Here is a 12,705-nt window from a genome sequence, read left to right on the forward strand (position 1 = left end):
GCCCCCGCACCCTCATCGGGTGCGGGGGCGCCGTTCGTCTCACCAGCCGCGGTGTCAGCCGGCCGAGTCTCGCTGTGCCGGTGCCAGCTGACCGAGCACCTCGGCTGCGCTGACCGCCGTCCACGGCTCGCCTGCCCGACCGGTCACCGTCAGGGCCACCGATCCGGCCGCGACCGGCCCCGGCACGAGCCGTTCCACGTCCGCGCCGTCCGTCGCCGCCACCAGCACCACCGCCCCCTCCGGGACGGTCACGGTCGCCAAAGGACCGGTTTCGGTACGCGCCGCGCTCCGGATCGCCCCGGCTGAGGGCGGCACCTCGGTACGGGTGCCGTCGGCGTGCGCCACCACGATCCGGTCCGCGCGCCCCACCGCCTGCCAGGCCGCCAGGTCCAGAAGCGTCGCGCGGTGGCCGCCCGCGAAGTGCTCCCACTGGTCGGAGGCAGCGCGGGCGAGCTGATCGCCGTGGCGGCCCACACTGTGGCCGTACCCGCGGCCCGGCAGCGTGAGGTCCGTCCAGAGCAGCTTGCAGTCCCACAGGTCCAGCACCATCGGCATCAGGATGCGGGCGTCACCGCGCAGGTCGAAGCGCTGCTCGACCCGGGCCGCGTCGAACTGCTCACCACCCGCCACGGGCAGCATCAGCCCGGCGAACGCCTCGGTCAGCACCTCGAACGGCACCGCGGTGAAGCTGAGCACCACGGGCACGGCGTACCGCACCCCCTCGGCGGCCAGGCGGGACAGGTCCAGGTCGAGGAACTCCGTCGCTCCCAGCGGCGCCGGTGCGGAGGTCAGGTCGCCGGAGTGGACCGCGGCCTCGTCCGCAAACCGCAGCGCGGTGTAGTCGCAGTGCCCGAGCCGCTTCCAGTCGGCGCCGAAGAACGCACACGACAGGTCGAGGTCCACCCGCGACTTCTCGGTGTCCTCCCAGTGCAGGAACAGCCGCAGCACGTCGACGGGCGGCACCGGCCGGATGCTGCCCCGCGGCCACCCCGCGAGCTGGGCCGAGGCCGCGCGCTCCCGCATCGGCGCGGGCACGGTGGCCAGAGCACCGTCGATGACGGCCAGATCGAAGCGGTCCAGCCGCGCGGCCCGGCCGGCGAGCTCGTCGTCGACCAGCATGCGCACGCCGGCGATCGCCTCGGCGGCGACGGGACCGCGGCGCTCCGGCTCGGTCCAGGTCGTGACCGTGCTGCCCCGTGGGAAGAACACCCGCCGCGGCATACCGGGCCCGGGCCGTCCACCCACGATCCCGGCGACCTCACCGTCCCCTGCGCCGGACGCAGCCGACTCAGCACGGGTTGCACCCGCGGACGCGGCGGCATCCTCGCCCGGATCAGCGACTGCACCGACGCCCGCCGCCGGAGCGCCGTCCACGACCGCATCCGTGCCGGCACTCCCACGACGCCCGGAATCAGCGTTTGCGGGATCGGTGTGTGCGGGTGTTGGGCCGGTGAGGCCGAGGGAGCGCAGCGCTCGGCGCAGGCCGCTCTCGCGCGCGGCGCCGACGGCCGACGCTGCGGGCGCGGGCGTGCTGGTGGAGTAGCCGACGGGTCCCCGGGCACGCACCAGCCCGGCCGCACGGGCCTGCTCCACCGCGGCGAGCTGCGCCTCGGTGGCTCGGACCGTGGCGTCACGGCCGGTCAGTTCCGCGGCTGCCGCGGCGAGCACATTGGGCGACACCCGTCCGGCCGTGTCACCGGCCGCCGCCGTGATCGCCTCGAGCGTGCCGGGGTCGTCGCCCGCGGCGCGCAGCAGGTGGTCCAGCCGCCGCCACAGGTCGCCGGGGCGCTCCGCCAGCAGGCGGGCGGCACCCGGCACGTCACCGGTCGCGAACGCCTCTTCCACCAGGGACGCGTGGGTGCGGACGCGGACGGAGACCGTACCGTCGGGGTGGTCGGCCGGGACCAGACGGTGAGGGCGACGGGCGCACTCGGCCAGGATCGCCGCACCCAGCGCGGACTCCCGCGCGGTGCGGGTGCCGCGGAGCGCGGCGAAGGCCACGGCCGCGCGCGGGTGTGCCGCCACCCGCTCGAAGGGGTGCAGCCGCTCGCCGAGACGCTTCCAGACCGCCGGGTGGCGGAGCAGGTCCTCGGCGGACTCACCCTCGTCGAGCTGGGCGAGCACGGCACGGCGCAGGGCCCGGGGCAGCGCGCGGACGCGCGGCATCGGCACGGTCTCGGCCGGCTCGTCCACGGGGCGCATCGCCTGTCCGGGCGCGTGGGACTCGTCGTGGCGTACGGGAAGGATCAGGCCCGGGTCTCCGCCCGAGTAGGCCCACAGCGTGCGGGCGACGTCGGTCGCCGTGGTCCAGCGCCGCCGAGCCTCCGCGAGCACCGCCGGGTACGCGTCGGTCAGCGCCGAGGCGTGCAGTGCCCAGGCGATCAGCAGCGCCAGCGTCTCGCGCGCAGGCACGGTCTCGGGCAGCCAGTCGAGGGTGTCCGGCGCGGTCGAGGTCACCAGCACCTTCAGATCGGCGCGGTCGGCGTCACCCAGCGCACCCGCGCGCAGCACCAGCTCGGAGCGCAAGGCGAGGGCAGCACCCTGCGGATCGGTCTCGAGGCCGAGGGCCCGCACCGGGATCGGCGTCTCGATCTTGCCCCGGCGCTTGCGGGACGGCTCGACCACCGGCAGGTACGGCGTCCCGGCGGACAGGCGCCGCCCGCAGATCGGGCACGCGCTGAACTGCTCGGGCGGGAAGCATGACGGGCACACGAGGTGCCCGCACGGGTCCAGCGGCGCGCCGCCCTGCTCGCGGCCGCACAGCACGCACGGTGCGCCGGGCTCGGCGAAGAGGTGGCTCAGCAGCCGGCTGACGAAGACAGCGTCCGCGTTGCGCGGCGTGTCGGGGAACGAGCGGTACAGCGGCAGCATCGTGCGGTCCGCGCCGACCATTTCGTCGACGGTCGCGAGCAGCCAGTCCGCCCACTGGACGCGTACCGGGGAAGGGAGCCGGCCGGCCGCGGCCCGCAGGTCACGGTCGAGGACGCGGCCCCGGGCGGCAAGGTCTGCCTCCAGCGCACCGACCCAGGCCGCTCCGTCCTCCGGCGCGGCGCCCGTCGCGGAGACCGTGACCTTTCCGGTACGGCGCAGCAGTACGACAGCCAGTGGATCCATGGTCCGACCTCCCCCCGAGACACGCGAAAGCGGTGGGCGGAGAGTCGCGACGCTAGTGTTCCGATTAACAGTCGATTGAGAAGGAAGCACCGCGGGGAGCCGCCCACCGCTGATCACGAGCATACGAAGCCGCCGCGGTCACTTCCACCGAATAAGGGTCAGCGCGAGGAGGGCTCCACGAGCGGGAGGCTCACCAGGAACCGCGTGTCGCCCGGCTTGGACTCCAGGACGATGTCGCCGCCGTGACCGTTGACCACGATGCGGTACGAGATGTCGAGGCCGAGGCCCGTGCCCTCGCCGACCGCCTTCGTGGTGAAGAACGGCTCGAAGACCCGCTTGCGCAGCTCGTCGGGGACACCCGGACCGCTGTCACCGATCGAGACGATGAGGTGGTCCTCCTTGCGGTACGTCTTGATGGTCAGCGTGCCCGCGCCGTGCATGGCCTGCACCGCGTTGTCGATGATGTTGGTCCAGACCTGGTTGAGCTCGGCCGGGTGCGCCGGGATCTGCGGCAGGTCGCGGTCGTAGTCCTTGACCACCTTGACGCCGGTGCCGATCTTGTGGCTGAGCATCACCAGGGTGCTGTCCAGCCCGGTGTGCACGTCGATCCACTGGTGGGCGGCCCGGTCCAGCTGCGAATACTGCTTGGCCGAGGTGACCAGCGAGGAGACCCGGCCGGTGGCGTCCTCGATGTCGCTCATCAGCTGCTCGGTCTCGAGGGCGTACCCGATCCAGTGGATGGCCTGGTCGAGCAGCTCCGGCTCGACGACCTTGGTCTTGATCAGCTCGAGGCACTCGAGGTCGAGGCCGCCCTGGGCGAAGACCGGTGCGAGGTCCCAGCCACCCGTGACGTTGTGCTCGTCCATCCAGTCGCCGAGCTCGTCCTCCCGGTCGGAGGCCTGCATGGCCGTCAGCGTCGGCGCCTTGGCGGCCCGCTCGATGACGTCCTCCTGGAGCTCGACGAGCGCGTCGAGGCGTTCCGGGGCGACCTTGCCCGCGGCGAGCATGCCCAGCTTGTGGCGCATGCCGGCGACCCGTTGACGCAGAGCGCCGGTGGCCCGCGAGGCGGCCGCCGCGGGGTTGTTGAGCTCGTGCATCAGACCGGCGGAGAGAGCGCCCAGCGCGACCAGCCGCTGCCGTTCGCTGATCGCCGCCTGGGTGCTGCGCATGCCCAGGGCCAGACCCTCGAGCAGGTGCAGCGCCATCGGGAACCACTCGCGCATGAGCCAGCCGAAGTCCTCCGCGCTGAGCACGAAGAAGTCGGAGTCGTCGAGCGCCCGCATCGACGCCATGTACTTGCGGGGAACACCGTCGTCGCGGATGTACGCCTGGGTCGCGCCCATGTACACGCCGCGCTGCTCGGTGCGGGTGGTCTGCACGTCGTCCTGACCGACCCGGCGGCTGAGCGCGATAGTGCCGCTGAGCAGCACGAAGAACTGCTCGGCCGGCTCACCCTCCTGGATGACGATCTGGCCGGCGTCGACGTGCTGCGTGCAGCCGTGGTCGGCGATCCAGGTCAGCTGCTCGTCGGTCAGCTTCTCGAAGAGGAAGAGCGTGCGGAGCTCGTCGATGGTGAGCCTGCCGGGTTCACAAGGTGCGAGCTCGACCGCCTTCACCGAGTCGATGTCGGTCATTACTGTGCCTCCAGGTAACGATGGACCAGCGTGACGGCCATCGCGCCCTCGCCGACCGCCGAGGCCACCCGTTTGACGGAGTTGGCCCGGACGTCGCCGGCGGCGAAAATGCCGGGAACACTGCACTCCAGGTAGAACGGATCCCGGTCCCGATCCCATCCCGTCGGACGGGTGCCATTTGAGAGCAGATCGGGGCCCGTGTAGACGAAGCCCTTCTCGTCCCGGGCGACGGCGTCGCCGAGCCAGTCCGTGCGGGGCTCGGCGCCGATGAAGACGAACAGGTAACCGCACTCGACGCTGGTCACGGTGTTGTTCTTGCTGTCGCAGATGGTGATCGCCTGCAGGTGACCGTTGCCCTGGGCGCCGACCACCTCGCACCGCGTCCGCACGCTGATGTTCTCGATCTTGTTCAGCTGCTGGATGAGGTAGTACGACATCGACGCCTCGAGCGAGTCGCCGCGCACCAGCAGGGTGACACTGCGGGCGTACCGGGAGAAGAAGAGCGCGGCCTGACCGGCGGAGTTGGCACCGCCGATGATGTAGACGTCGCTGCCCGCGCAGGACGGGCCCTCGGTCGCGGCCGAGCCGTAGTAGACACCGGCGCCGGTCAGCTCGGCGACACCGTCGGCCACCAGCGGCCTGTACGCGACACCCGTGGCCAGGACGATCGAGTGGGCCGACACCTCGCCGCCGTCGGCGAAGTGCAGCGTGCGGGCGGACCCGTCGGCCCGCAGGCCGACCACCTCGCGGGTGTTGAGCACCTCGGCCTCGAACTTGCCGGCCTGCCGCCGCGCCCGGTCGGTCAGCTGCGCGCCGGAGATGCCGTCCGGGAAACCCAGGTAATTTTCGATGCGGGAGCTCTGGCCCGCCTGCCCGCCGACGGCCTGCCGCTCCACGAGCAGCGTCTTGAGGCCCTCCGAGGCGCCGTAGACGGCAGCGCCGAGCCCGGCCGGGCCGCCACCGACGATGATCAGGTCGTAGAAGTCACGCTCGGGCGCCGTCGACAGCCCGGCCGCCTCGGCCACCTCCGACGTGGTGGGCTGCGCCATCGCCCGGCCGTCCGCGGTCACGACCAGCGGGATCGACTCCGGGCCCACCCCGGCCGCCTCCAGCAGACGGCGGCCCTCCGGGTCGTCGGCGGCGAGCCACTTGTACGGGACGAGGTTGCGCGCCAGGAAGTCCCGGATCTGGTACGACGGCTCGCTCCACCGGTGCCCGACCACCCGGATGTCCTCGGTCTCCTTGTCACCGGTCGCCTGCCACGCGTCGAGCAGCGCGTCGATGACCGGGTAGAGCTTCTCCTCCGGCGGGTCCCACGGCTTGAGCAGGTAGTGGTCGACGTCGACGACGTTGATCGCCTGGATGGCCGCGTCCGTGTCGGCGTACGCGGTCAGCAGCGCACGGCGGGCGTTCGGGAACAGGTCCATGGCCTGCTCCAGGAACTCGATGCCGTTCATCTGCGGCATCCGGTAGTCGGCCAGGATCACCGCGACCCGGCCGCCGCGCAGCTTGATCTCCCGTAGCGCCTCGAGCGCCTCCGAGGCCGAGGCCGCACGGATGATCCGGTAGTTCTCGCCGTACCGGCGGCGCAGGTCACGGGCGATGGCCCGGGAGACGGAGGGGTCGTCGTCGACGGTCAGGATGGCGGGATGACCCATGCTTGTGTCCTCAGGGATGCGTGAACGAGGGAGCGTCCGGAACCTCGAAGGCGACGTTGTCGGCGTAGCACCACCACCAGTCCTCCCCCGGCTCGTACGACTGCACGAGCGGGTGGTCGACGGTGTGGAAGTGGGCGGTCGCGTGCTTGCCGGGCGACGAGTCGCAGCAGCCGACGTGACCACAGGTCATGCAGACCCGCAGGTGCACCCAGCGGCCACCGGTGGCCAGGCACTCGACACAGCCGTCGCCGGACGGCTTGACGTCGTTGGCCTGGTCGAGGTGTGTACAGGCTGGTTGGGTCATGCTGGGGTCCCTCCCGGGGCGATCAGGTCGTTGAACTCGGGGTGCCGCTCCACGTAGCCGGCGACGAAGGGGCAGGAGACCACCACGGGTGTGGCCCGGCCCCGGGCGTCGGAGAGGGCGGCGGAGGCGAGCCGGCCGGCCAGGCCCTGGCCCTCGAAGGCCTGGTCGATCTCGGTGTGCGCCAGCTCCACCTGGCCGCCGTGGCGGCGGTAGTGCAGCACCCCGGCGAGCTCGCCGCCGAGGATGATCTCGTAACGCGACTGCTCGAAGCTGTCGACGACCGTGGCATCACCGGGGTCACCGCCGCCGACCTGCGCGCTGCCCTCGACCCTCAGCTTGCGGCGGGCCCGCTCGTAGAACGAGGTCCGGCCGAACCGGATGACCTGGGCCGCGGCCGGCACCGGGATGATCTTGAGCTTGTCGCCGGGCTGCGCGTAACCCTGGATGATGCCGTCGACCTCGACGGCGAGACGGCCGCTGGTCGCCGCCACCTCCAGCTCGAGCTGCTCGTCCGGGGAGAGCATCAGCGACCGGTTGAAGGACGAGTGCGCCGCCGCCGCGCTGACGAGCAGACCCTCGACGTTGGGCGAGACGATCGGCCCACCGGCCGAGAAGCTGTACGCCGTGGAGCCGGTCGGTGTGGCCACGATCACGGCGTCCGCGGCGTACCGGACGAAGTTGCTGCCCTCGACGGTGATGCCGACGTGGGCCAGACCGTCGCCGGGAACCCGGACCAGAGCGATGTCGTTGAAGGCCGACACCTCCTCGCCGCCGGGCAGCACGGTGCGCACCGCCGTCCGCGACTCGATGGTGAACTTGTGCTCGTCGATCGACGAGAGTGCCCCGGACAGGTCGGGCAGGTCGACCTCGGCGAGGAAGCCGAGACGCCCCACGTTGACCCCGAGAACCGGCGTCTTGCGCCCCTCGACGAGGCGCATCGTGCGGAGCATGGTGCCGTCGCCACCCAGGCTGACCAGCAGCCCGGCGCGGTCGACCATCTCCTCGGCGGAGACCGCGACGGCGTCGCAGTCGATCCGGTTGATCTCGTCGTGCAGCCCGAGCACGGTCACATCGCGCGAAGTCGCCCAGCGGACGATCGCATCGATGGCGGATCCGCAATCCCGTCTCGGGTGCAGGACCAGCCCGACCACCTTGATCATCCCCATGACGGATACCCCACGATCATCCAGCAACCCCCGGTCGCACGTGCCGGCGTTCAGCCTTGCACGTCCGACCGGGATCCGGCGAGGGGTGGGTCAGCTCGTGAGGGCGACCGCGACCGGCGTGAGCACGCTGGTCTCGTTGCGCTGGCCGTCCTCCTGGGCGCCCAGGACCGCTTCCTGGTACGTCGTGAGGGTCCGCAGCAGTCCCGGAGGCGCGTAACCACGACCGGGGTCACCCAGCAGAACCGTGGCTCCGCGGTTCATGGCGCGGCCGATGAAGGGCAGCATCAGGGCCGCGACGTCGGCGTTGTAGAGGCAGTCGCCCGCGAGGATCACCTCGAAGTCGCTGCCGTCACCACCGGTGAGGTCCTCGACGACGGTGGCGATCTGCTCGCCGTTGGCGTTCGCGTTCGCCTGGATGGCGGCGATGGCGTACGCGTCGGTGTCGGCGGCGGTCACCTCGGCGGCACCGGCCTGCGCGGCGGCGATGGCGACCAGGCCGGAACCGGACGCGAGGTCCAGGACCCGGCGGCCGGCGACGATCTCCGGGTTGTCCAGGACGTAGCGGGCGAGAGCCTGCCCGCCCGGCCAGGCGGTCGCCCAGTACGGCGCCGGCAGCGGTGTGCCGGCCTCGGCCTCGAGCCGGGCCCAGAGCAGCACGGAGTCCTCGGCGAGGAAGAGGTGCACCTCCGGAACCATCGGCACGGGGGTCATGTGCAGGGCGTCCTGCTGAGGCGCCCGGGCGGGGAAGGAGGCGTTACGCAGCAGACGTCGCTGCAGGGCACTGTGTGTCGCGACAGCGTAGGGGGCTCCGGAGTACGTCTTCACACCACTCGTTTCCGTAGATGGGGGGACAACGACCGAGGGCCGTACCTCCCGCTCGACGCGGTAGGCACGGCCCTCGAGACGTACGTCAGATGGGACGGATGTTCGCCGCCTGCAGGCCCTTCTGGCCCTGCTCGATGTCGAACTCGACCCGCTGGTTCTCTTCGAGGGTGCGGTACCCGTCAGAGGCGATGGCGGAGAAGTGAGCGAACACGTCCGGCGCACCGCCGTCCTGGGTGATGAAGCCGAAGCCCTTGTCCGCGTTGAACCACTTCACTGTGCCGACAGCCATGTCAAGCCCTTTCGCAACCACAGGAAGCCCGCACCTCGCGGGCCACGTCGCCGTCCGTGATCTTCATACGACAAAAGCCCGGTGGGATCGAATACCCACCAGGCTCTGGCAAATATGAAAAATCGGAATCAGCAACGCCTCAAAGCTAGCACGTTCGGAGCCCGAACGCGGTCACGGCGCGTATTGACATCGATGGACAACGATCATTGAAGTTTCTTGACAGCTGTAACAACAATCGACACACTTCGATTGAGAGAGCGCTCTCCTTCCCCGGCAAGTTCACCCTGGTCAGCGGAAGGATTCCCATGTCCCGTCCCGTCAAGGTGCTCGGCGTCATCGCCGTCGCCGTCACCGCCGTCGGCCTCTCACCGTTCACAAGTTTTGCCGCCGAGACACCCGAGCCGGCCGCACCCACCGCGGCTTCGACATTCGACATGGCTCCGGGCATGGCAGCTGCGATGCGCCGCGACCTGAAGCTCACGGACGACCAGATCGCCTCCCGCCTCGCCACCGAGGCGGCGGCACCGGTGGTGGAGAAGCGGCTCCGCGCCCAGCTCGGCAAGACCTTCGCCGGCGCCTGGATCCCGTCCGGTTCGGAGCGGCTCACCGTCGCCGTCACCGATCCGAAGGCGGCAGCCACCGTCCGCGCCGAGGGTGCGGAGGTCAAGATCGTGGATCGGAGCGCCGGCGACCTCGAGGCCGCCCGTCAGCGCCTCGACAAGAACGCCGCCGAGGCGAAGGGCACGGCGATCCGGGGCTGGTACGTCGACGTCGCCACCAACCGGGTCGTCGTCATGGCAAAGCCCGGCACCGCGGCAGCGGCCCGCAAGTTCGCGAAGGACAGCGGCGCCGGCACGGTCACCGTCGTCGACGCCGCCGAGGCACCCCGCCCCCTGTACGACATCCGCGGCGGTGACCAGTACGTGATCAACGGCAACACGCTCTGCTCGGTCGGCTTCTCGGTCGCGGGCGGTTTTGTCACCGCCGGCCACTGCGGGGGTGTCAACAGCCCGACGCTCGGTTACAACAACGTCTCGCAGGGCACCTTCGCCGGTTCCTCGTTCCCGGGCAACGACTACGCCTGGGTGCGGACCAACGGCAACTGGACGCCGCAGCCGTGGGTGAACAACTACGCGGGTGGCAACGTCACCGTGGCGGGCTCGCAGGACGCGGCGATCGGCAGCTCGGTCTGCCGCTCCGGCCGGACCTCCGGCTGGCGCTGCGGCACGATCCTGGGCCGCAACGAGACCATCGTCTACTCCCAGGGGGCGGTCTCCGGCCTCTCCCGCAGCAACGCGTGCGCCGAGCCGGGCGACTCCGGCGGCTCCTGGATCTCCGGCAACCAGGCGCAGGGTGTCACCTCGGGCGGCTCGGGCAACTGCTCCTCCGGCGGCACCATGTGGTTCCAGCCCGTCAACGAGATCCTCGGTGTCTACGGCCTCTCGCTGACCACCACGGGCGGCGGCAGCAGCGGCCAGTCGATCGTGAGCAACTGGAACAACAAGTGCCTCGACGTGCCGAACTCGAACTTCTCCGACGGCGTCCTGGTGCAGATGTGGAACTGCAACAACAGCGGCGCGCAGAAGTGGGCCGCCGTCAACGGCACGCTCCAGACGTCGAACAACAAGTGCCTCGACATCCCCTGGGGCTCGACCGCGAGCGGAGTGGAGCTCCAGATCGTCGGCTGCAACGGCAACCCGGCTCAGCAGTTCGTGCTCTCGGCGGCGGGTGATCTTGTCAACCCGCAGGCGAACAAGTGCCTCGACATCAAGGACTGGAACGGCAACGACGGCGCCCGGATCCAGTTGTGGGACTGCGGTGGCACCCTGAACCAGAAGTGGCGACGCGTTTAATCACCGGAAAACTGTTATCGCCCGCCGATTGCGCTCTCTGCGATCGGCGGGCGACTCTTAGTGTACGCAAGCAGGGCATTTTCGGTTAGCGGAACTTTAATGATGGTCTTAATTAACCGGTTCCCAGTTAGGAGTCCTAATAATTAGGAGTACCCCCTAGAGATCCCCCCGGAGGCACTCCCCCATGCGCCGCAAGCGAACACTCATCCTCTCCGTGGCCGCCGTCGTGGCAGCCGCGGGGACCGCCTGGATCGCCCTCCCGGCATCCGCGGCCGCGGCCACCGCCGCCTTCACGAAAACCTCCGACTGGGGCACCGGCTGGCAGGGCGACGTCACGATCACCAACGGCGGCTCGTCCGCCATGACGTCCTGGAAGGTCGAGTTCGACCTCCCCGCCGGCGGCACGATCGGCAGCTTCTGGGAGGCCGAGATGGTCGCCAGCGGCAGCCACCGGACCTTCACCAACCGGTCCTGGAACGGCAACGTGCCGGTCGGCGGCAAGGTCTCGTTCGGCCTGGTCGGTGCCGGTGGAACCCCGCTGAACTGCCTGCTCAACGGTCAGCCCTGCGGTGGTGGCGGCCCGACGGCGCCCACGACGGCGCCGACGACCCGGCCCACCACGGTCGCGCCGACAAAGCCCCCGACCACCGCACCCACCACCAAGCCGCCGACGACGTCGCCCACCACGCCGCCGACGACCGACCCGAGCGTCCCGCCGGCCTCGAGCCTGCTGCCGGTCAAGATCACGAACAACACCGGCCGCAACGACGCCGTCTTCCTCTACCTGCTGGGCGTCAACCTCACCACCGGCAAGCTCGGGTACGTGAACAGTGGTGGCGCGTTCACCAACTGGACCGGCGGACAGCCCACACCGGTGCCGGCGCCCGACGTGTCGATCCCCGGCCCGGCCAACGGCTCCAGCACCACGATCAAGATGCCGAAGAACCTGTCCGGCCGCCTGTACATGTCGTTCGGCAAGAAGCTGGACTTCCGGCTCAGCACCGACGGCCTCGTGCAGCCCGCACCGTGGGCCGGCGCCGACCCCAACAAGGACATCCTGTTCGACTGGAGCGAGTTCACGCTCAACGACTCGGGCCTGTGGCTGAACAGCTCGCAGGTCGACATGTTCGCCGTTCCGCACGTCGTGTCGGTGCAGGGCGGCAACGGCGTCACCACGAAGACCGGTGAGGTCAAGGCCGGCGGCCGCCAGAAGGTCATCGACCAGGTCAAGGCGCAGGCGGGCTTCGAGAAGACGGTCTACACCCGCTCCGACGGGACCGTGCTGCGGGTGCTCGCACCGGGCAAGGCGGCCGACGGCGGACAGTTCAGCCCGACGTACCTGGACCCGTACATCACCTCGGCGTGGAACGCGTACACCGGCAAGAACCTGACCGTGGTGCCGTTCGGTGACCAGCCGAACACCAAGTTCTTCGGGCGTACCTCGGGCAACGTCATGAACTTCACCGACAGCACCGGCAAGACGGTGGCGTCGTTCACCAAGCCCTCCACCGCCAACGTGTGGGGCTGCGACGGGGCCCTGGGCGCACCGAACGACCTGGTCGTCGGCCCGATCGCCCGGACGCTCTGCGCCGCCATGCACCGCACCACGCTCGGCACGCTGGACACCCAGCCCAGCGGCACGGCCGCCGACTTCTACAAGGGCAACCTGACCAACCACTACTCGCGGATCATCCACGAGCAGATGGTGGACGGTAAGGCGTACGGCTTCGCCTTCGACGACGTGCAGAACCAGGAGTCGCTCGTGCACTCCGGCGACCCGCGCCAGGCCGGCATCATCATGACGCCGTTCTGATCTGACCGATAGTCCGTAACCGGCCCGGCACGTCAACCGAATTTCCACA

9 protein-coding genes are annotated in these 12,705 nt (G+C 70.4%); 2 read left to right on the forward strand and 7 right to left on the reverse strand.

Translation table 11 applies throughout. The features are described from left to right. Positions 1-54 precede the first annotated feature (54 nt). The 7 genes from AFR_RS44195 to AFR_RS33395 all read right to left on the reverse strand — a co-directional run bounded on the left by AFR_RS44195 (position 55) and on the right by AFR_RS33395 (position 8,990). Positions 55-3,114, reverse strand: a complete 3,060-nt coding sequence (locus AFR_RS44195; RefSeq protein ID WP_023561238.1) for an MXAN_6230/SCO0854 family RING domain-containing protein — start codon at positions 3,112-3,114, stop codon at positions 55-57. A gap of 158 nt (positions 3,115-3,272) precedes the next feature. After that, on the reverse strand, positions 3,273-4,748 hold the full coding sequence (locus AFR_RS33370; RefSeq protein ID WP_023561239.1) for an ATP-binding protein: 1,476 nt from the start codon (positions 4,746-4,748) through the stop codon (positions 3,273-3,275). After that, positions 4,748-6,406, reverse strand: coding sequence for an NAD(P)/FAD-dependent oxidoreductase (locus AFR_RS33375; RefSeq protein ID WP_023561240.1), 1,659 nt, complete (start codon positions 6,404-6,406; stop codon positions 4,748-4,750). The genes AFR_RS33370 and AFR_RS33375 overlap by 1 nt, the downstream gene beginning before the upstream one ends. 10 nt (positions 6,407-6,416) lie before the next feature. Further along, complete coding sequence (locus tag AFR_RS33380; protein WP_023561241.1) at positions 6,417-6,710, reverse strand: UBP-type zinc finger domain-containing protein; 294 nt, start codon at positions 6,708-6,710, stop codon at positions 6,417-6,419. Then, positions 6,707-7,876: an NAD(+)/NADH kinase gene (locus AFR_RS33385; RefSeq protein ID WP_041841336.1), complete on the reverse strand. Its 1,170-nt coding sequence runs from the start codon at positions 7,874-7,876 to the stop codon at positions 6,707-6,709. The genes AFR_RS33380 and AFR_RS33385 overlap by 4 nt, the downstream gene beginning before the upstream one ends. Before the next feature lie 90 nt (positions 7,877-7,966). Beyond that, the gene (locus AFR_RS33390; RefSeq protein WP_023561243.1) at positions 7,967-8,701 is read right to left on the reverse strand and encodes a class I SAM-dependent methyltransferase; all 735 of its coding nucleotides are present in this window, start codon (positions 8,699-8,701) and stop codon (positions 7,967-7,969) included. Positions 8,702-8,786: 85 nt separating this feature from the next. Next, on the reverse strand, positions 8,787-8,990 hold the full coding sequence (locus AFR_RS33395) for a cold-shock protein (protein ID WP_023561244.1): 204 nt from the start codon (positions 8,988-8,990) through the stop codon (positions 8,787-8,789). A gap of 305 nt (positions 8,991-9,295) precedes the next feature. Here AFR_RS33395 and AFR_RS33400 point away from each other — a divergent pair, with 305 nt between their 5' ends. Both AFR_RS33400 and AFR_RS33405 read left to right on the forward strand, forming a co-directional pair. Beyond that, positions 9,296-10,843: a ricin-type beta-trefoil lectin domain protein gene (locus AFR_RS33400; protein WP_023561245.1), complete on the forward strand. Its 1,548-nt coding sequence runs from the start codon at positions 9,296-9,298 to the stop codon at positions 10,841-10,843. Between the two features lie 184 nt (positions 10,844-11,027). Beyond that, a complete protein-coding gene (locus AFR_RS33405; protein WP_023561246.1) occupies positions 11,028-12,656 on the forward strand; it encodes a beta-1,3-glucanase family protein in 1,629 nt (542 codons plus the stop codon). Positions 12,657-12,705 lie beyond the last annotated feature (49 nt).

Source organism: Amorphoplanes friuliensis DSM 7358 (assembly GCF_000494755.1).
Taxonomy (GTDB): Bacteria; Actinomycetota; Actinomycetes; order Mycobacteriales; family Micromonosporaceae; genus Actinoplanes; species Actinoplanes friuliensis.

Bases quoted from the DNA above. Each gene is read 5' to 3' on its own strand.
- AFR_RS44195 (WP_023561238.1), bottom strand. From the start codon at position 3,114: ATGGATCCACTGGCTGTCGTACTGCTGCGCCGTACCGGAAAGGTCACG.
- AFR_RS33370 (WP_023561239.1), bottom strand. From the start codon at position 4,748: ATGACCGACATCGACTCGGTGAAGGCGGTCGAGCTCGCACCTTGTGAA.
- AFR_RS33375 (WP_023561240.1), bottom strand. From the start codon at position 6,406: ATGGGTCATCCCGCCATCCTGACCGTCGACGACGACCCCTCCGTCTCC.
- AFR_RS33380 (WP_023561241.1), bottom strand. From the start codon at position 6,710: ATGACCCAACCAGCCTGTACACACCTCGACCAGGCCAACGACGTCAAG.
- AFR_RS33385 (WP_041841336.1), bottom strand. From the start codon at position 7,876: ATGGGGATGATCAAGGTGGTCGGGCTGGTCCTGCACCCGAGACGGGAT.
- AFR_RS33395 (WP_023561244.1), bottom strand. From the start codon at position 8,990: ATGGCTGTCGGCACAGTGAAGTGGTTCAACGCGGACAAGGGCTTCGGC.
- AFR_RS33400 (WP_023561245.1), top strand. From the start codon at position 9,296: ATGTCCCGTCCCGTCAAGGTGCTCGGCGTCATCGCCGTCGCCGTCACC.
- AFR_RS33405 (WP_023561246.1), top strand. From the start codon at position 11,028: ATGCGCCGCAAGCGAACACTCATCCTCTCCGTGGCCGCCGTCGTGGCA.